16 protein-coding genes are annotated in these 18,381 nt (G+C 60.6%); 6 read left to right on the top strand and 10 right to left on the bottom strand.

Annotated features, from left to right (window positions below; translation table 11 throughout):
* Positions 1-9: 9 nt before the first annotated feature.
* From hpaH to AC2A6O_RS05465, 6 genes are read right to left on the bottom strand one after another with little or no spacing between them, the layout of a single operon-like run.
* Positions 10-816, bottom strand: a complete 807-nt coding sequence (gene hpaH, locus AC2A6O_RS05490; protein WP_498926068.1) for a 2-oxo-hept-4-ene-1,7-dioate hydratase — start codon at positions 814-816, stop codon at positions 10-12.
* Positions 813-1,667 (bottom strand): fumarylacetoacetate hydrolase family protein, encoded by an 855-nt coding sequence (locus AC2A6O_RS05485; protein WP_498926067.1) that lies wholly within the window; start codon positions 1,665-1,667, stop codon positions 813-815. The genes hpaH and AC2A6O_RS05485 overlap by 4 nt, the downstream gene beginning before the upstream one ends.
* Positions 1,664-3,082, bottom strand: a complete 1,419-nt coding sequence (locus AC2A6O_RS05480) for a pyridoxal phosphate-dependent decarboxylase family protein (protein ID WP_498926066.1) — start codon at positions 3,080-3,082, stop codon at positions 1,664-1,666. Before AC2A6O_RS05480 ends, AC2A6O_RS05485 begins: the two co-directional genes overlap by 4 nt.
* Positions 3,083-3,111: 29 nt before the next feature.
* Complete coding sequence (hpaD, locus tag AC2A6O_RS05475; RefSeq protein ID WP_498926065.1) at positions 3,112-4,092, bottom strand: 3,4-dihydroxyphenylacetate 2,3-dioxygenase; 981 nt, start codon at positions 4,090-4,092, stop codon at positions 3,112-3,114.
* A gap of 27 nt (positions 4,093-4,119) precedes the next feature.
* The gene (gene hpaE / locus AC2A6O_RS05470; RefSeq protein WP_498926064.1) at positions 4,120-5,631 is read right to left on the bottom strand and encodes a 5-carboxymethyl-2-hydroxymuconate semialdehyde dehydrogenase; all 1,512 of its coding nucleotides are present in this window, start codon (positions 5,629-5,631) and stop codon (positions 4,120-4,122) included.
* A 3-nt stretch (positions 5,632-5,634) separates the two neighbouring features.
* Positions 5,635-6,021: a 5-carboxymethyl-2-hydroxymuconate Delta-isomerase gene (locus AC2A6O_RS05465; protein ID WP_148582696.1), complete on the bottom strand. Its 387-nt coding sequence runs from the start codon at positions 6,019-6,021 to the stop codon at positions 5,635-5,637.
* A 102-nt stretch (positions 6,022-6,123) separates the two neighbouring features.
* Between AC2A6O_RS05465 and hpaR the strand changes: the two genes are divergently transcribed.
* Entirely contained in the window at positions 6,124-6,576 is a 453-nt protein-coding gene (gene hpaR / locus AC2A6O_RS05460; RefSeq protein ID WP_498926063.1) for a homoprotocatechuate degradation operon regulator HpaR, read from the top strand.
* A gap of 111 nt (positions 6,577-6,687) precedes the next feature.
* Here the strand turns inward: hpaR and AC2A6O_RS05455 are convergent, their stop codons facing one another.
* From AC2A6O_RS05455 to AC2A6O_RS05445, 3 genes are read right to left on the bottom strand one after another with little or no spacing between them, the layout of a single operon-like run.
* Positions 6,688-8,043, bottom strand: coding sequence for an aminotransferase class III-fold pyridoxal phosphate-dependent enzyme (locus AC2A6O_RS05455; protein WP_498926062.1), 1,356 nt, complete (start codon positions 8,041-8,043; stop codon positions 6,688-6,690).
* 1 nt (position 8,044) lies between these two features.
* A complete protein-coding gene (locus tag AC2A6O_RS05450) occupies positions 8,045-8,719 on the bottom strand; it encodes an HAD-IA family hydrolase (RefSeq protein ID WP_498926061.1) in 675 nt (224 codons plus the stop codon).
* A complete protein-coding gene (locus AC2A6O_RS05445; RefSeq protein WP_498926060.1) occupies positions 8,709-9,494 on the bottom strand; it encodes an IclR family transcriptional regulator in 786 nt (261 codons plus the stop codon). The genes AC2A6O_RS05450 and AC2A6O_RS05445 overlap by 11 nt, the downstream gene beginning before the upstream one ends.
* 212 nt (positions 9,495-9,706) lie before the next feature.
* On the opposite strand from AC2A6O_RS05445, the gene AC2A6O_RS05440 reads away from it, so the two are divergent.
* The 5 genes from AC2A6O_RS05440 to AC2A6O_RS05420 all read left to right on the top strand — a co-directional run bounded on the left by AC2A6O_RS05440 (position 9,707) and on the right by AC2A6O_RS05420 (position 15,573).
* The gene (locus AC2A6O_RS05440; protein WP_498926059.1) at positions 9,707-10,699 is read left to right on the top strand and encodes a tripartite tricarboxylate transporter substrate binding protein; all 993 of its coding nucleotides are present in this window, start codon (positions 9,707-9,709) and stop codon (positions 10,697-10,699) included.
* Between the two features lie 66 nt (positions 10,700-10,765).
* Positions 10,766-11,305: a tripartite tricarboxylate transporter TctB family protein gene (locus AC2A6O_RS05435; RefSeq protein WP_162854988.1), complete on the top strand. Its 540-nt coding sequence runs from the start codon at positions 10,766-10,768 to the stop codon at positions 11,303-11,305.
* A gap of 7 nt (positions 11,306-11,312) precedes the next feature.
* A complete protein-coding gene (locus AC2A6O_RS05430) occupies positions 11,313-12,833 on the top strand; it encodes a tripartite tricarboxylate transporter permease (protein ID WP_498926058.1) in 1,521 nt (506 codons plus the stop codon).
* Positions 12,834-12,841: 8 nt separating this feature from the next.
* Positions 12,842-14,329 carry an aldehyde dehydrogenase gene (locus tag AC2A6O_RS05425; RefSeq protein WP_498926368.1) on the top strand — a complete coding sequence of 496 codons (1,488 nt, stop codon included), beginning with the start codon at positions 12,842-12,844 and terminating at the stop codon, positions 14,327-14,329.
* Between the two features lie 8 nt (positions 14,330-14,337).
* On the top strand, positions 14,338-15,573 hold the full coding sequence (locus AC2A6O_RS05420; protein ID WP_498926057.1) for a Tm-1-like ATP-binding domain-containing protein: 1,236 nt from the start codon (positions 14,338-14,340) through the stop codon (positions 15,571-15,573).
* A gap of 234 nt (positions 15,574-15,807) precedes the next feature.
* On the opposite strand, the gene AC2A6O_RS05415 is transcribed toward AC2A6O_RS05420, so the two are convergent.
* Positions 15,808-18,369: a GcvT family protein gene (locus AC2A6O_RS05415; protein WP_498926056.1), complete on the bottom strand. Its 2,562-nt coding sequence runs from the start codon at positions 18,367-18,369 to the stop codon at positions 15,808-15,810.
* Positions 18,370-18,381: the final 12 nt, after the last annotated feature.

The following is an 18,381-nucleotide window of genomic DNA, read 5'->3' as shown; positions in this document are numbered from 1 at the left end:
TTTTCCCAATTATGCGAAAGAGCAGGAAACGGACCCGAACGGGCCGAAGTCGGCGTGAACCTTCGAACCGGGCGGGCATTCCACCGGCCTGATGAAGGATCCGGAGAGAATAATCTGTCCGGCTTCGATTGTCTGTCCGTAATCGGCCATGCGCCTTGCCAGCCAGACGACGGCCTCGACCGGATCGTTGAGAACGCCAGCGCCAAGACCGGTTTCCTCAACTTCGTTGTTGCGGCTGACGATGGCTCCGATCCAGCGCAGGTCGGTGGTGGCGGGGTGGTGTTTCTCCACACCCAGCACTAGACCGGCATTGGCAGCGTTGTCGGCGATGGTGTCGAAGATCTTGCGGGCCTGACCGGTTTGCGGGTCGACCCGCTGGATACGGGTATCGAGAATTTCCAGGCTCGGGCAGACGTAATCCGTTGCCGCCAGAACGTCTTCTCGCGTGACACCGGCACCGCCAATTGAAGCCTTCATGACGAAGGCGATTTCCGCTTCGATCCGCGGCTGGATGAACCGGCCCTTGGGGACAGTGGCACCGGTTTGAAACAGCATGTCGTCGAAGAGGACGCCGCTGTCCGGCGTGTCGATCTTGAGCGCATCCTGCATGGCTTTTGACGTCAGGCCGATCTTCCAGCCAATGGTCTTGCGGCCGTCGGCGAGCTTTGCCTTCGCAAATTCCTTCTGGATCGCATAGGCCCCGTCCATGTCGAGGTCCGGATGGCGCAGGGTGAGAAGGCCAATCTGCGTGAGCGTCTTTTCCGCGTTCAGGAGATCGCCTGCCGTTTTGGAGATGTCTGCTTCGCTCAGGCTCATTTTTCGTCCTCCACGCCATTGCGCAAGATGCCGATGCCTTCGACCTCGATCTCGACCACGTCACCGGGTTTCAGATAACGGGGAGGGTCGAAACGGGCGCCGGCGCCTGTCGGTGTTCCGGTGACGATGATGTCGCCGGGCTGAAGTGTCATGAAGGTCGAGATGTAGGCGATTTCCTCGCGGATCGGGAAGGTCATGCGCTTGAGGTAATCATCCTGGCGCAGCTCTCCGTTGACGCGGGTCTGAATGCGGGCCTCATCCAGTTGCGCAGCGTTTTCGAAAGGAACCAGCCAGGGGCCGATGGACCCAGACCTGTCCCAGTTCTTTCCCTGGGTGACGTTGAATTTCGCGTGCCGAACCCAGTCGCGGATGGTGCCTTCGTTGCACAGCGTCAGGGCGCAGATATGGTCGTAGGCGTCTTCCACCCTGATCCGCCGGCCGGCCTTGCCGATGACGATGGCGACTTCACCCTCGTAATCGAGTGTATGGTTTTCCGGCGGTCGGATCAGCGGCTGCTCGTGACCGGTGAATCCGCTTGCAAACCGCGGGAACAGCGACATGTATTTCGGCTGCGCGCTGCCGTCCTTGTACTCCGCGTTGCGGTCGGGAAAGTTGACGCCGACACACAGGATCCGTGGTGCATTCGGCAGCACCATTTCATAGGTGAAATCGGACTGTGTCACCGGCTTGTCCATTGCGGCTTCAACGAGATCCCGCAGGCCACCGGCGTGGATGGCGTCGTAAAGCGTTGGCCACTGCGGAAAGTGCGGCGACAGGGCAATCATGCCGGTATCGGTGACGGCGCCGTAATATTGTTTGCCGTCGGCGCTGTAGGTCGCGAGCCGGGTCATGCGGGCCCCCTATTTCTGGCAATTTCAAGGATGACGCCAAAGGCGACGTTGACATCTTCCTGTGTGCAGTCGAACTGTCCGACCTGAAAGCGGATCACTTTAGCGCCGTCGAGCAAGGTCTGGGTCAGGTAGATCCGGCCATCGTCATTGATGGCGTCGACAAGCGTCTGGTTGAGCGTGTCGAGGTCCTGTGCACCTGCTGGGGCGTAGCGAAAGCTGAACAGCGACAGGACAGGCTCGGAGGTGATCTCGAAATCCGGTTCGGCGCGCAGGCGTTCAGCGAAAGCAGCCGACCATTCGACATGATTGCGCAGCCGCTGGCGCAGATCCTCAAGACCGTAGGAGCGCAGAAGGAACCAGAGTTTCAGCGCCCGGAACCGGCGGCCGAGCGGAATGGACCATTCGGAATAGTTGACGATGCCGTCATGGCCATGGGTCTTCAGATATTCCGGCCGGATCGCCAGCGTGCGCACGAGGTCTTCCGGATCGCGTACGAAATGGGCGGAACAATCGAACTGGGCGCCGAGCCATTTGTGCGGATTGAAGACCATGGAATCGACCCTCTCGACACCAGCCCAGAGGTCCCGGTACTCAGGCACGATCATGGCTGCGCCCGCCCAGGCGGCGTCGAGATGGACATAAAGGCCGAAGTCCTTCGCGACGGCGACGACAGAGGCAACATCGTCGGACGCGCCGACGCCGGTTCCGCCGGTGCAGGCAATGATGCCTGCAGGACGGTAGCCGGCAGCAAGATCCGCTTCGATGGCAGAGCGCAGGGCGTCCGGATCCATGGACCGGTGTTGCCCCTGAACCGGGACCCGCACCAGATTGTCCTGCCCGATGCCGGAGATCCAGATGGCCCTGTCGATGGAGGTGTGGACCTCGTTGGAGGAATAGACCCGCAGGCGCGGCTGGCCGCTGAGACCGGCCTTGTTACCGTCCCAGGAAAGGGCGCGCTCGCGCATGGTCAGTACGGCGGCCAGTGTTGCGGTGGACGCGCTGTCCTGGATCACCCCTGTAAACGTCTCGGGCAGCCCGACGGCCTGGCGCAGCCAGTCCATCATCCTCGTTTCCATCTCGGTGGCGGCCGGAGAGGTCTGCCACAGCATGCATTGGGCCGCCATGGCGGTGACGAGATACTCCGCCAGCATCGACGGCGGCGAGGCATTGGCCGGGAAATAGGCAAAGAAGCGCGGGTGCTGCCAATGGGTCATGCCCGGCAGCACGATCTTCTCGAAATCCGCGAAGATTTTCTCCATCTCCTCGGCAAGCTCCGGCGGAGCCTCGGGGAGTGCGTTGAGGATCTCGCCAGGTTTCACCTGGGCGCGGACAGGCCGCTGCCGGAGGGTCTGGTGATAGTCTGCGGCCCAGTCGGCCACACGCCGGCTCCAGCCGGCAAAATCAGTCCAGTTCATTGCGTTGGTCCAACCGTTGTCTCTCTCACCTATGGCGCAACAATCGGTTGTGCGGCAAGGCTTGGGGGCTGAACTTCCGTTCCCTCGAAGAGGGAGCCTTCCTCGAACCAGCTTCTGGGAGCCGGCGCGCCCCACAATGTCTGGCGCTGCGGATCCTTCAGGTCCCACTTGATCGGTTCCAGATCCGGATCGACCGTCTGGTAGTCCGAGCAGTAGATCTCGATCCGGTGACCGTCCGGGTCTCGAATGTAGAGGAAGAAGGCGTTCGAAATGCCGTGTCGGCCGGGGCCGCGTTCGATGTTGGACACCCACCCGGTGGTTGCCATCAGGTCCAGAAGATCGATGATGTTGAGCGGGGTCGGCACCCAGAAGGCCGTGTGGTGCAGGCGCGGTCCCTTGCCGTTGGTGAAGGCGATGTCGTGGACGCCGCCCTTGCGGTGGGTCCAGGCGGCCCAGAGACGACCTGTCTCCTCGTCCTCGGTGAATTCGGTCACGCGGAAGCCAAGCTCGTTGTAGAAGGCGACGGAAGCATAGACGTCCGGCGAGAAGCAGTTGAAATGATCAATCCTGAGCGGCTTCACGCCCTTGTAGAGTGCGTATTTCTGATGGATCGGCGGCAGGCGGTCCATCTTCGCATAGAATTCCAGCGGAATGCCGTGCGGGTCGCGGGTGCGGAAGGTGCGTGACTGGTAGGGCCGCTCGACCCAGTCGACGGGAAGGCCCTTGCCCTTGAAATAGGCGGCTGCCTTGTTGAGATTTTCCTCGTCGAACACCTTGAAGCCGAGATCGCGCGCGGAGGCTTCCGCCGATTTGCGTAACACCAGGCAATGGTGGCCGCGCTCTTCCATGGCGCGCAGATAGATGGCGTCGCCGGTTTCGTCCGTCACCTGAAGGCCAAGCGTATCGACGTAGAATGCCCGGCTTCTGGCCAGATCCGTAACGCCGAGTTCCACATGGCTGAGGCGGACGATGTTGAAGGGCGGGTAGAGATTGGGTGCCGGAATGGGCATGAGGTCCTCCCAGAAGATTTATTTTTATCAGGCCCCGAGGCGCGGGATTGCGTGCTGTCCCGTCGCAAAGCCGATGTGTTTCTGTTCCATGTAGAATTCAAACGACCAGTCGCCGCCGTCGCGGCCGATGCCGCTGGCCTTGACGCCGCCAAAGGGCGTGGGCAGGTGACGGACGTTTTCCGAGTTCACCCAGATCATGCCCGCTTCCAGACTGTTGGTGAACCGCAATGCCCGCGTCAGGTCGTTGGTCCAGACGTAACCGGTCAGGCCATAGGGGATGTCGTTGGCGATCTGCAGCGCTTCTTCCTCCGAGCCGAAGCGGATGGAGGTCAGAACGGGGCCGAAGATTTCCTCCTGGGCGATCTTCATGTCGTTGTTCGCGCCGGTGAAGAGGGTGGGGCGCACGAAGCAGCCTTCGGTGCCGACGCGGGTTCCTCCGGCGGCAATCGTTGCGCCATCCTGTCGGGCCGTTTCGAAGTATCCGGTGACCTTGTCGAAATGGGTCTTGTGGATCAGTGGGCCAATTTCGGTCGTCGGGTCGAGCGGATGACCGACCTTGATGTTGTTGACGCGTTCGATGAGCTTTGCTTCGAATTCATCGGCAATCGTGTCCTGCACCAGAAGGCGCGAGGACGAGGTGCAGCGTTCGCCGTTGAGCGAATAGATCATGAAGATCGCCGCATCCAGTGCGCGGTCGAGATCGGCATCATCGAAGACGATTACGGGGTTCTTACCGCCGAGTTCGAAATGGACCCGCTTCAGGGTTTCCGCGCCCTGACGCATGATCATGGAGCCTGTGCGGCTCTCGCCGACAAAGGCGATTGCCTTGATGTCCGGATGTTCGGTCAACGCCTTGCCGGCCTCTTCACCCAGACCGTTGACCAGGTTCCAGACCCCCTTCGGCAGGCCGGCTTCCTCGGCTATTTCCATCAAGATGCGTGCTGTGACGGGAGAGAATTCTGCCGGCTTGTGCACAACCGTGCAGCCTGCCGCCAGGGCCGGAGCGATTTTCCAGGTCGACAGCATGAAGGGCGTGTTCCAGGGGGTGATCACGCCGACCGGGCCGATGGGCACGCGTGTCGTGATGTTCATGAGGGTCGGTGAGGGCAGGGCCTGACCGTCGCGGGCACCTGGCGCCTTGTCGGCAAAGAAGCGGAAGTTCTCGGCGCCGCGCAGGGCCGCCTTCGACATAAAACGCAGCGCCTGACCGGTATCCCAGCATTCGCAAAAGGCGATTTCCTCCGCGCGGGCAACAATGCCGTCTGCGATCTTGTGCAGGATCTTCTTGCGGTCCGCCGCAGCCATGTCGCGCCAGGCGGGAAAGGCGTCTTTTGCTGCCTTGGCAGCAGCGTCGATATCGGCGGCATCGCCGCGGGCCACCTGGCAGATCAAGCTGTCGTCCACCGGGGAAGTGGTTTCGAACGTCGCACCGGAGGCAGCCGAGCAGGCCTTGCCGCCGATCTGGTTGAGGACGCCGGTTTCCCGGAACCGGGCGAGATAGGTTTCAAGCTTGTCGACGTTGTTCTGTAGATCGGACATGGATCAGGCAGTCCCCAAATGGTCGCGAATGGTGCCCGTCTTGGGCGAAAGGTCCGGGTCGATGTCGCGCATCTCGAGCGATAGCGCGAGCGAACTGCTTGTCAGGACAGGTTCCAGAAATGCCTTTGCCGCATCGAACAGGCGCTCGGCTGCTTCGCGCTTGACGTCGTCCGACCGCCCGCCGCGCAGACGCACGGAAATGTCGATGAAGGCATGTTTCGGGTCGCCATCGGCAATTGAATAGTGGTCGCACCGAATGGCCCGCACGCGCAGGCCGGGCATCGGCAAGGCTTCTATAGCGGCCGCCTGGGCGCGCAGATGCTCACACAAGCCCTGGATGTCTGCCCGCTGGTCCAGGTTGGCGGAATATTCCAGCGATATGTGCGGCATGGGATTTCCTTAACAGTGCAATATTTGTTATGTTAAATATATGAGATGGAAACTGTCAAACTTTTTGTGTCCAACAATCTGCCAATTCGCTATGGACCTTGCATGATCGACGACACTGAAATCGCAGGCAGCCCGGTGCTGCCGTCCACAAGACGCTCCATCCCGATTGCGCTGATCCGGGCGCGGGAAAAGGTCATGGGGCCGATCCGGGAAATGCTCTCCGACTGCGGCATCACCGAGCAGCAGTGGCGCATCTTGCGGGTGCTGGAAGAGTTTGGACCCCAGGATGCTTCAACCCTGGCGGAGCGCGCCTGCCTGCTGCTGCCCAGTCAGACGAGAATCGTTCAGACACTTCTGGAAAAAGGATTTGTGACCCGTCAGGTGGACGAGAAGGACCGGCGCAAGCAGACGGTCGCGATTACACCGGCGGGGCAGGCGATCATTGATGACAAGCTTCAGGACGCCAAGGCCATTGCAGCCCGTATCGAAGAGGTGATCGGCAAGGAGAAGCTGGCCCAACTGCTGGACATTCTGGAGGATTTCCAGAAGCTTTGAAGGCCGGCCGCATCGCTGCCTGGCACCCGGAGCGCATAGGCTCCGGGTTCTGGACTGCGAGTGACAATGACGGGCCCGTCACAGTGACGTTTGAGGACGCCTCTGCGACAATTAGCCGGAAACCGCCTTCAGGCCGGTTTCGACACCCGAAAGGATCTTCTGCACATTGTCCTCGGTTACGATCAGCGGCGGCGAGAAGATGGCGTTGTTGCCCGAGACGCGGATCATGACGCCGTCCGCATAGGCGGCCTGCTGGAGTTTCATCGGCACGTCCTTCGCGCAAGGCTTCTTGCTGGCACGGTCGGAGACGAGTTCGATGGCGCACATCAGGCCTTCGCCGCGCACATCGCCGATCAGCTCGAAGCGTTCCTGCAGGCCCTTCAGGCCTCCAAGCAGTTCCTTGCCGCGCGCAGCGGCGTTTTCATGCACTTTCAGGCGGCGGATTTCAGCAAGGGCGGCCAAGGCGGCAGCGGCACCGACAGGGTGGCCGGAGTAGGTGTAGCCGGTGTCGATGGAAGCGATGCCACTGGTGTCCTCTTCGAAGACTTCTGCCACATGGCCGGCGATCATCACCGCGCCGAACGGAAAGTAACCATTGGTGATGGCTTTTGCCGTGCACATGAAGTCCGGCTGAACGCCCCAGTGACGCGCGCCGCTTTCGCTGCCGGTGCGGCCGAAGGCGGTGATGACCTCATCGGAGATCAGCAGAATGCCGTTGCGGTCGCAGATCTCGCGCACCATCGGCATGAAGCTCGGGTGCGGCGGCATGACGCCACCGGCGCCGAGCACGGGTTCCATGATGAAGGCGGCAATGGTGCCGGCGCCCTGGAAGGCGATCTCGTCTTCAAGGGCGGAGGCGCAAAGCTGGGCGAGCTTGGCCGGATCGCTCTCATTGAACGGATTGCGGTAGGTGTAAGGCGCGGGAATGTGGAAGCAGCCCGGCAGCAGCGGCTCATAGGCATTGCGGAACTTGCCGTTGCCGTTGACGCTGGCGCCGCCGAAGTGGGTGCCGTGATAGCCTTTCTTCAGGCTGAGGAACTTGGTGCGACCGGCTTCGCCGCGAATGCGGTGATACTGGCGGGCAAGCTTGAGGGCAACTTCGACTGAATCCGATCCGCCGGACGTGAAGAAGGCGCGTGTCAGCCCATCCGGGGCGAAGAAATCGGCCAGTTCGTAGGAGAGTTCGATCACCTTGTCGTTCGAAGTGCCGCGGAAGATCGAATAATAGGGCAGGGCGTTCAACTGGTCGGCAATGGCCTGTTTCACCGGTTCGCAGGAATAGCCCAGGTTGACGTTCCACAGCCCGCCGACGGCATCGAGGACTTCGTGACCGTCAACATCGTTGATGAAAACGTCGCGGCCGCCGGTCACGATTGTCGGCAGGTTGTTCTGGCTGTCCGCTGGGTGCGCCATCGGATGCCAGACATGGCGGGCGTTGTTTTCCTTCAGGAAGTTGGAATCCTTCATGTCATGTCTCCTTGGGTAATTTGGTCAGGCCGAGCAGTGATAGCGCCTGGTCATATGAGGATCGGGGGGAAAGAACGTTGAAGTGGACCGTCTGGAGGCCGGCTGCCTCTGCACCGCGAATATTGCGCAACTGATCGTCGACGAAGACGCAGGCGGACGCGGGCAGGCCGAGTTCATCCAGGCACAGCTTGTAGGCGCGCGGGTCTGGTTTCAGGATTTTGGTGTAGGTGGCGTCAATGATGACGTCGAAGTCGTCCAGAAAGGCGAGTTTCTTTCTGAAGTCCGCGCCGTAGAAGAGGTCCAGCTCATTGGACAGGACGGCAAGCTTGCAGCCCGCCTGTTTGGCGAGGCGGATGGCGGCGAGCGCTTCCGGCCGCATGACGGCATCCGGATCAGCGCCGCGCGCAGCCTTCACGAATTGAGCCATTTCCGTCCAATCGTTTCCGGTCAGATCGGCAATTTCCCGTGTGCGCCGGTGCCAATAGTCACGCTCGGAAATTTCGTCCCGCTGCATGGCCTGCCAGAGACTGTCCGTTTCCGGCGCGAACGGACCACGCCAGGTGAGTGTGCCAGGGGCAAGCCCGAGGGCTTGTTCGGTCAGGTCGTGGGTCTCGAACAGCGTGCGGGTGACAACCCCGCCGAAATCGAGCACCAGAGCTTTGGTGTCATGCGGCATTGCGCCAGATCCTTCTCAAATCGACCGGGACAACACCGCCGAGCTTTTCCGTCACTTCCGATGCCGCGAGTGGCAGGGTGGCGCGGATCTTTGCTTTCAATTCTTCGGTCATGCGGACGGAGGGAGCGGCAACCGCAATGGTGCCGATGGCTTCTGGCAAGTCGCCGAAGACCGGGGAAGCGAAGGAAGAAACGTGTTCTTCAAAACCCTGATCGACAAAGGCAATGCCGTCGTTTCGAACCTGGTCGACCATCTGTTTCAGCAGCTCGCTGTCGGTAATGGTGTAGCCGGTGGAGGGCTTGAGTTTTGTCTTCAGGAGTTTCGGCAGCAGATCTGTCGGGCCAAAGGCCAGCATGGCAAGACCTGAAGCGGTGGCGTGGAGAGGCAGCAGTTCGGCTTCGTCGAAATAGACCCGCGTGCCGTGAATGAGCGCGTCGAAATGGTAGAGCGGCGACAGGTGGTCGCCTTCTCTCAACGAAACATGCACCAGCTCTCCCAGCTCCCCTGCCAGCTTTTCCACCAGCGGTGCGACCAGCCGGCGTGCCGGAAACAGGCGTTCGCGGACAGCGGCCAGGCGCAGGATGGCGGGGCCGAGGCGGTAGCCTTTGGTGCCGGGGTTCTGCTCCAGAAAACCGTTCGCCGTCAGTTCGCTCAGGTGCCGGTGCACGGTTGCCTTGTCCTGGCCCGACAGGTTGCGGAATTCGGTCAGGCCGATTTCCGAGCGGCTAGCCGAAAAGTGGTTCAGCAGGCTCAGCGCTTTTGTGATCGTGCCCATGCTTCAGCAGTTCCTTTCCCGAAGGTGCCGGATTGAACCTCCGGCATTCGACGAGACAATGTTGACATGTAGTTTCATTTGAAACAATATATTTTTAAACCGACGGTTTGATATTTGAACCAGTTCGCGGGGTAAGCAAAAGCGTCAGCGCTTCGATTGAAGGTTGACATCTAATTATTTAAGATCACAATAATTAACAAAGCAAATAAAAAATGACCAAGACCGGTGCAAAGTCCGGCTGTCACCTGACCAGAAAAGGGACTGTTGAAATGAAGAAGCAAGTGATCGCCCTGGCGGCCGCGACATTGATGTCGGCAACGGCCGCTCTGGCCGAATATCCGGAAAAGCCCGTGTCGTTCATCGTGCCATGGCCTCCGGGAGACCTGGAAGATGTCCTTACGCGCCTGATCGCGGACAAGTTTCAGGAAATGTACGGCGTGCCGGCTGCAGTGGTGAACAAGCCGGGCGGCGGCGGTGGCCCGTTCCCCGGTGCGGTTGAAGTCGCAACGGCTCCGGCTGACGGCTATACAGTCGGCTCCTTCGTCACCGACGTACCGGTTGGCGGTCCGCAGATTGGCATTCCCGAGCTTTCACCGAACCCGTTCGAGCCGATCGGCATTTTCATGACCTATCCGTTCGTGATCGCAGCCGGTGCCGACGCGCCTTACAGCACCTGGGCCGAACTGGCTGACTATGCCAAGGAAAATGAGGTTGCCCTCGGTCATTTCGGCTCCTTCCTGCCGCCCACCCAGATCACCTTTGCAGCCGCCAAGACCTCCGGCTTCGACTTTGCCAGCGAAGCGGCCTTTGACGAATTGAACTGCAATACGCTGGCCTCCGGAGATGTCGACGTCATCAACACGACGCTGCAGCAGATCCAGCCGTGCCTGGGGGACGTGAAGATCCTGGCCAGCATCGGCAAGGAACGTACATCCCTGACACCGAATGTGCCGACCATGGAGGAAATCAATCCGGAGCTATCGGTGGCTTTGTGGAATGGGTTGTTCGTACGCAAGGACGTTCCGGAAGACGCGCGGATCAAGATATCCGCAGCCGCGCAGGCTGCGCTCAAGTCGCCAAAAGCGCTTGAATTGATCGGTCAGACCGGTGTGCTGATCTACTGGCAGGATCCGGTTCAGTCCGAGCAGCAGATCGAGGCGGATGCCGCGGCTCTCCAGAAGATCTCCGAGCTGATCGAACAGTAAAGCGATCTTTCCGGCCGGCACTGTTTGTGCCGGCCGGTTGCCTTCAGCTTCCAGGGAGGGTTCGGCTTGGCCCGCATCAAGACGTTGCAGGAATTGTTCAAACGATACCGCCGTCCAGGCGACATCGTGTTTGCGACCCTGTTTCTGGTATTTTCCGTGTTTCTTCTGACGCAGGTTCCCGGCGAAACCGTCTGGGCCAAGCGCACCAAATGGTTCGCTCAACCAAGGTTCTGGCCGACCGTTGCCATCGGCGGCATGGTGTTGTTTGCCAGTCTGCATTTCATCGGGTCGCTCTGTTCCCAGCGCATTCCGGGGCGATGGCGCGAAGTCGGCTTCTGGCTGAAGTCGTTCGAGTTCGTGGCCTATTTCCTGATCTACGTGCTCCTGGTGCCGCAAATAGGCTATCTGCCAGCAACGCTTGCCTTCACCTTGTTCCTGTGTGTGCGGATCGGCGAGGCGACACCTCTCAATCTGGGCGCGGCGGTTGTTTTCAGTATTTCGGTGGTGGTGATCTTCCGGGCCTTCTTGCAGGTCAAGGTTCCCGCCGGTCATATCTACGAGGCGCTGCCTGACGGCATCCGCGCCTTTGCCCTGACCTATCTGTGAGGCAAGAATGGAACTGATCCTCTCCAGCCTGTCCATGCTTGCTCATTGGGACGTTCTTGCCGCTCTGCTGATCGGCTCTATCGGTGGTGTCATCATTGGCGCGATTCCCGGTGTCGGGGCGGCGGTTGCCATCGCGATCCTGCTGCCGGCGACCTTTTCCTTCGAGCCGATCGTCGGGTTGACGCTGCTGCTCGGCGTCTATGGCTCTTCCATGTATGGCGGTGCCATTCCGGCGGTACTGATCAACACACCGGGAACGGCGGTCAACGCGTTGACCACCTATGACGGCTACCCCATGACCAAGAAGGGGCAGGGGCACCGGGCGCTGTCGCTTGCCTATTCGGCGTCCTTTTTCGGCGGCATGTTTTCGATCCTGTGCCTGATCGTGCTTTCGCCGGTTCTGGCGATGATCGCACCGCATTTCGGCAGCCGCGAGATCTTCCTGGCTGCCCTGATGGGTATCATCCTGGTGGTGGTGGCGCACCGGGGGCAGGTCTTTGCTGCCGGCATGCTGGCCTGTTTCGGCATCTTCCTGAACACGATCGGGCTGGAGCCTGCCAAATACACCAAGCGTTTCACATTCGACCAGAGTTGGCTGACCTCGGGGGTCGATCTCATCGTGGTGGTGCTCGGTCTCTTTGCGATCTCGCAGGCATTGCTGCTGCTGGTCGACAAGGAGCATCAACCCGGATCTGCCAAGGTCGACGGCAATCTCTTTTCCGGGCTCAAGGAGCTGTTCGCGTTCAAGCGGGTGGCAACCGTTTCGTCAAGCTTTGGCGTGCTCATGGGCATGATCCCGGGCGTGGGTGAATTTACGGCCCAGTTCCTGTCCTATACCTATGCCCAGAAGACCTCCAAGGATCCGGACCTGTTTGGCAAAGGCTCGCCGGAGGGTCTGATCGCATCGGAGGCTGCCAACAACGCGGTGCCCGGTGCGGCGATGATCCCGCTGCTTGCGCTCGGCATTCCGGGAGAAGCGCTGACGGCCATGATGCTGTCCGTGTTCTATGTCCATAATGTCATCCCCGGACCACAGTTGTTTCAAGGGAAGCTCGACTTTGTGGTCGCGCTTTATCTCGCACTGTTCCTTCTGAACATCATTGTTCTGATCTTCCTCCTGTCCTCTACGGGGCTGCTGCTCAAGATCATTCAGATCCCGACGCGGTTCCTGGGCGTGATGATCATGACGCTGTCCTTCGTCGGCGTCTTCTCGCTGCGCAACTCGGTGACCGACTGCGCGATTGCCGCCGGTTTCGGCGTCTTCGGTCTGGTGCTGAAGCGGCTCAACCTGCCCATCGTGCCGATCATCCTGGGCATGGTGCTTGGCGGCATCATGGAAGTGAAGCTTCGCAGCGCCATGGCGCGGGTGCATTCGCCGCTCGACTTCATCGACCGGCCGATCGCCGCCATCCTCTTCATCGCCATCATTCTCATTCTCGTCCTGCACGTGCGCACGGTCATACGCGAACACAAGGTGCGGCTGGAACGTGAAGAGGACACCTCCGAAACCTCAACCCAGCAAGGGTAACATTCATGATGCTTGATCAGGCCGCAATCGATGCCTTGCGCAACCAACCCGTTGCCGAGCAGGGGCATTTCATAAACGGTGCCTTTGCCGCGTCCCGGGACGGGGCAACGCTGGAGGTACTTTCTCCCATCGACGGAAAGCCGCTGACGAAGATCGCAAGCGGAACACCCGCCGATGTGGCACTTGCCGTTGAGGGCGCGCGCAAGGCGTTCGAGGATGGCCGCTGGTCAAAAGCCCACCCGGCCCATCGCAAGAAGGTTCTGCTGAAGCTGGCCGACCTGATCGAGGCGAAAGCACTTGAGCTTGCCGTTCTCGGCGTGCGCGACAACGGCACCGAGATTAACATGGCCTTCAAGGCCGAGGCTTTGTCCGCGGCCGGAACGTTCCGCTATTACGCCGAAGCGCTCGACAAGATCTATGGCGAGATCGCGCCGACTGCGGACAATGTGCTGGGGCTCATCCACCGGGCGCCTGTCGGAGTGGTTGGGGCTATCGTTCCGTGGAATTTTCCGCTGATGATCGGAGCCTGGAAGATTGCCCCGGCGCTCGCCATGGGAAATTCCATCGTGCTGAAGCCGGCGGAAACAGCCTCGCTCAGCCTGCTCAGGATTGCCGAACTGGCGTCTGAGGCAGGGGTTCCGGACGGCGTCTTCAACGTCGTGACCGGACCGGGTGCGGTTGTCGGCGAGGCTTTGGCCCTGTCGATGGATGTCGATATTCTGGTCTTTACCGGGTCCGGCGCGACCGGGCGCCGGCTTCTGGAATATTCCGCCAGATCCAACCTGAAACGCTGCTATCTGGAACTGGGTGGCAAGTCCCCCAACATCGTCTTCAACGATGCGCCTGATCTGGCGAAAGCCGCCAAGGTGTCCGCAGCGGGGATTTTTCGCAATTCCGGGCAGGTGTGTGTCGCCGGGTCGCGCCTTCTGGTGCAGGAGGAAATCCATGATGATTTCGTTGCCGCGATCTGCCGGGAGGCGGACGCTTTCAAGGTAGGCGATCCGCTGGACCTTTCCAGCCAGATCGGCGCTGTGCATTCGCTGCCCCAGCTGGAAGCCGATCTGAAATTCGTGGAAACCGCGGAAACCGAAGGCGCGGAGCGCCGCACAGGCGGCGCACGCATCCTGACGGAGACCGGCGGCTACTACATGGCTCCCACCGTCGTGACCGGCGTCAAACCGCAAGACACGATTGCGCAGAAGGAAGTGTTCGGGCCCGTGCTGGCTGTAACTGCCTTCAAGGACGAGGAAGACGCGATCCGGATCGCCAACGGCACCGAATACGGTCTTGCTGCAGGTGTCTGGTCATCCGATCTCGGCCGGGCGCACCGGATGATTGCCGGTGTCCGGTCCGGCGTCATTCATGTGAACACCTATGGCGGTTCGGATATGACCGTCCCGCTTGGCGGCATGAAGCAGTCCGGCAATGGGCATGACAAGTCGCTGCACGCACTCGACAAGTATGTCGACCTGAAAACCGCCTGGATCCAGCTCTGAGGATAGACATGACCAAAACGATCCTGTCCATCGGGACCTACGACACCAAGAATGCCGAACTGGAGTTCATCGAGCAGACCATTCGAGATCAGGGCGGCGAGGTGCTGACGATGGATGTCAGCGTGCTGGGCAATCCGGCCAGGCCGACCGGCATTTCCAAGCATGAGGTTGCCGAGGCGGGCGGCATGTCCATCGAGGACGTGTTCGGGCAAGGCGATGAGAACAAGGCTTTTCAGGTGATGGCGCGGGGGGCGGCAAAACTGGTTGCTGACCTTTATGCGCAGGGCCGCATTGACGGCATGATTGCGCTCGGCGGAACCATGGGAACGGATCTGGCGCTCGATTGCGCGCAAGCGCTGCCCATGGGCGTGCCGAAATTCATCGTCTCCACGGTCAGCTTCTCGTCGCTGATCCCGCCGGAGCGGCTGGCACCCGATATCCAGATGATCTTGTGGGCTGGTGGCCTTTATGGCCTCAATGAAATCTGCAAGTCGTCGCTGGCGCAGGCCGCAGGCGCGGTTCTGGGAGCGGCAAAGGCTGCGCAGATGCCGGATCGCTCAAAGCCGCTGATCGGCATGACATCACTCGGCTCCAGTTGTCTTTCCTATATGAAACTGCTGAAACCGGCGCTCGAACGGCGCGGCTACGAAGTGGCCGTCTTCCATTCCACCGGCATGGGCGGCATGGCTTTCGAGAGCCTTGCGCGGGAAGGGGCCTTCTGCTGCGTCATGGATTTCTGCCTGCAGGAATTCGGCAACCTGCTGGCCGGGTCACTGGTCAGCAGCGGGCCTGACAGGCTGCAGAATGCAGGCAGGCAGGGCACGCCCCAGATCGTGGCGCCAGGCGCGCTTGATCTGGTGGACTTTGCAGGCTGGCAGGAAATCCCGGCGCAATACACCGACAGGCCGTTTCACGAGCACAATCGTCTGATCAAGAGTTCCGTCTTCAATCCGCAAGAGCGCCGCCAATGGGCGAACGCGCTTGCCGATCGGCTGGAAGCGGCCACAGGGCCAACCCATTTCCTGCTGCCGCTTGGCGGTATCGAAGCCTGGGACAGGGAAGGCGAGGAAGCGCATGATCCCGAGGGCCTTGAAGCCTTCATCGACGAAGTCAGGACGGTCTTTCCTGGCCGTGTCGATATGAGCGAGGTGTCAGCCCACATCAATGACCAGGCCTTTGCGGAGGCAGCGCTTGGCGTCTTCGACAGATGGGTCAGCGAGGGAATTGTCGTGCGGAGCGCTTAAGGCTCCCGCACTCGCCACAATAGGAAAAGCGCCGCTAAGAGCGTGTCGCGTTTACCGGAAAATCCTGCATCGCTTTTTGCGGTGAAATCTCTGATTTCAGGCAGCGAAAAACGAGTCCGATAAAACGCAATTTGCCCTGGCGGCGCTTTGGGGGGGCGTGAGATGGGGCTTTGCTTGTTCTTGTGATCTGACGACAGCCCGTGACACGCCTTTGCCTGTCACGGGCCTTGTTCATCAGGACCGCGGCTTCAGGTTTTCCGGGTCGTAGAGCGGCTGATAGCCGACACCGGCGACTTCCACCGGGTAGGTTTCCGAAAAATACTCGACATTCAGCTTGCGGCCGACCTGGCAGTATTCCTGCGGCAGGTAGGCAAGCGCAATGTTCTTGCCGATGGTCGGGCCGAAGGCGACCGAGGTGGTGTAGGAAATACGGCCCAGGCTATCGACCAGCGTCTTGCCCGTGTCCGGATCCTGAACCGGCATGGCGCCGACCGGGTAGCGCTTGACGCCGTTTGCATCGGTGTTTTCAAGCATCACCAGCGTGCAGAGCATGGCCGGCTGCTTGTCGCGTTCCCGATATTCGACGTGCTTGGCCTTGCCGCGGAAGTCTGCTTCCTTGACCTTCGGACGGGCGAGATCCGCCTCATAGAGGTTGTACTGGGTCAGGAGGTCAGCGTTCTGCAGGCGCAGGGATTTTTCCATGCGGCGCGAGTTGGCATAGGTTTCGACGCCTACCGCGATGACACCTGTGGAGCGCAGCGCATCCCAGACGGCCAGACCGTCTTCGTACTTCATGTGCAGTTCCCAGCCCTGTTCACCGACGTAGGACAGGCGGAGAGCCATCACGGATTTGCCGGCGATCTCGATCTGGCGGATACCTGCGAAGGGGAAGTTTTCCGGATCGAGCGCAGCCGGATCGGAAACGACCTTCTTCAGGTTTTCGCGGGCGTTCGGACCCCAGATGCCGATGGTGGTGTATTGCTCGCTGACGTCGGTCACCGTGACGTCGAAGCCTTTGTCCTCGGCGATGCGTTTCACATACTGATAGTCACGCGGGCCGGCGTCTGCACCGTCGACGATGCGGCAGCGGTCTGCCATGCGGAAGACGGTGAGGTCGGCACGCACATTGCCTTCGTCATCAAGGAAGTGGGTGTAGATCCCCTTGCCGATGTTGGCATCGCCGCCGATCTTCGCGGCACACAGCCATTCCAGCAGGGCCTCATGGTCCGGGCCTTCGACGTCGAACATGTAGAAGTGCGACAGGTTGACGATGCCGCAGTTTTCACTGAGTTCGAGCTGTTCGGCGTTGGAGACACGCCAGAAATGGCGGCTGTCCCATTCGTTTTCACGGACCGGAACCTGGTCGCCATATTTTTCCAGCAGGTGCTCGTTGGCGGCATACCCATGCGCGCGCTCCCAGCCGCCCAGCTCCATGAAGTAGCCGCCGAGTTCAACCTCACGGTCATAGAACGGCGACCGCTTCACGCTGCGGCTCGTCAAATAGGGCTCCCGCGGGTGAACCGCCGGGAAATAGATCTTCTGCGCGGCTTCGTAGCAGCGGTCCTCGATGTATTTCTCGGTGAGCTGGTGAGAATAGAAGCGCGAATAATCGATGGACGCGTGGTCGATTTCGGTCCGGCCATCGGTGATCCAGTCGGCGAGCAGCTTGCCGTAGCCCGGTCCGTCCTTGACCCAGATGGCGACGCAGTACCACAGGCCACGCACCTTCTGGCTTTCCCCGCAGGAGGGGCCGCCAGCGGCCGACACCTGCAGCAGGCCGTTGAAGGAATGGCTTTCGTTATATCCGATTTCGCCCAGGATCGGCGTCAGTTCCATGGCGCGTTCCAGAGGCTCCATGACCTGTTCCATTTCCAGATCGCGCTGGGAGGGAGACAGACGGGCCTGATCCTTTTCCAGAAGATCGCGCGGGTGGCACATGCGCGGATGGTTCGGCTCGTAATATCCCCATTCGATCTGGCCGCCTTCGGCCGTCTTGGGGTCGCCGGTGTCGCGCATGTAGGCGGAGTTGCCCTGGTCGCGCATCAGCGGATAGCCGATGTCCTTGCCGGTGCCTTCGAATTCATTGTACGGGCCAAAGAAGGTCAGCGGGTGGTCGACCGGCATCACCGGCAGGTCTTCGCCGACCATTTCCGCAATAAGGCGGCCCCAGAGGCCGGCGCAGACGATGACATGATCAGCCATGATCGTGCCGCGATGGGTCTTCACACCCTTGATGTGGCCGTCCTCAACAATGAGGGACTGTGCCGGGGTGTTGGCGAAGGCTTTCAGCTTGCCGGTTTTCTCGCCTTCATCCACGAGCTTGCCGGCAACGGTCTGCGAGCGCGGAATGACAAGGCCGGCATCCGGATCCCACATGCCGCCCTGGACCATGTCCTCTTCGATCAGCGGGAACTTTTCCTTGATCTCCGCCGGGCTCACCAGGCGCACATTGGTGCCGAAAGCCTTGCCCGAGGTCACCTTGCGCTTGATTTCCTCCATCCAGGCATCGTCGCCTGTGCGTGCGACTTCCAGGCCGCCGACGCGGGCGTAGTGGCCCATCTTGTCGAAGAAATCGATGGAATACTGGGTGGTCCAGACGGACAGATAGTCGTGGCTGGTGGTGTAGCAGAAGTCGGAGGCGTGGGCTGTCGAGCCGATATCGGTTGGAATGCCGGACTTGTCGATGCCGACAATGTCGGTCCAGCCGCGTTCGATGAGGTGATGGGCGATCGACGCGCCGACAATACCGCCGAGGCCGACGATGACGATCTGTGCCTTGTCAGGAAATGCTGACATGTCTCATTCCTT

Source organism: Labrenzia sp. ATLA3, assembly GCF_057180185.1.
Note: the sequence above shows the minus strand (reverse complement) of the source record. Positions and strands in the feature narration are given on the sequence as shown.

Coding starts and splice junctions, on each gene's coding strand:
- AC2A6O_RS05480 (WP_498926066.1), bottom strand. CDS start 3,082: ATGAACTGGACTGATTTTGCCGGCTGGAGCCGGCGTGTGGCCGACTGG.
- AC2A6O_RS05415 (WP_498926056.1), bottom strand. CDS start 18,369: ATGTCAGCATTTCCTGACAAGGCACAGATCGTCATCGTCGGCCTCGGC.
- AC2A6O_RS05445 (WP_498926060.1), bottom strand. CDS start 9,494: ATGGGCACGATCACAAAAGCGCTGAGCCTGCTGAACCACTTTTCGGCT.
- AC2A6O_RS05485 (WP_498926067.1), bottom strand. CDS start 1,667: ATGACCCGGCTCGCGACCTACAGCGCCGACGGCAAACAATATTACGGC.
- AC2A6O_RS05425 (WP_498926368.1), top strand. CDS start 12,842: ATGCTTGATCAGGCCGCAATCGATGCCTTGCGCAACCAACCCGTTGCC.
- AC2A6O_RS05430 (WP_498926058.1), top strand. CDS start 11,313: ATGGAACTGATCCTCTCCAGCCTGTCCATGCTTGCTCATTGGGACGTT.
- hpaD (WP_498926065.1), bottom strand. CDS start 4,092: ATGCCCATTCCGGCACCCAATCTCTACCCGCCCTTCAACATCGTCCGC.
- hpaH (WP_498926068.1), bottom strand. CDS start 816: ATGAGCCTGAGCGAAGCAGACATCTCCAAAACGGCAGGCGATCTCCTG.
- AC2A6O_RS05450 (WP_498926061.1), bottom strand. CDS start 8,719: ATGCCGCATGACACCAAAGCTCTGGTGCTCGATTTCGGCGGGGTTGTC.
- AC2A6O_RS05465 (WP_148582696.1), bottom strand. CDS start 6,021: ATGCCGCACATATCGCTGGAATATTCCGCCAACCTGGACCAGCGGGCA.
- AC2A6O_RS05440 (WP_498926059.1), top strand. CDS start 9,707: ATGACCAAGACCGGTGCAAAGTCCGGCTGTCACCTGACCAGAAAAGGG.
- hpaR (WP_498926063.1), top strand. CDS start 6,124: ATGATCGACGACACTGAAATCGCAGGCAGCCCGGTGCTGCCGTCCACA.
- AC2A6O_RS05420 (WP_498926057.1), top strand. CDS start 14,338: ATGACCAAAACGATCCTGTCCATCGGGACCTACGACACCAAGAATGCC.
- AC2A6O_RS05455 (WP_498926062.1), bottom strand. CDS start 8,043: ATGAAGGATTCCAACTTCCTGAAGGAAAACAACGCCCGCCATGTCTGG.
- hpaE (WP_498926064.1), bottom strand. CDS start 5,631: ATGTCCGATCTACAGAACAACGTCGACAAGCTTGAAACCTATCTCGCC.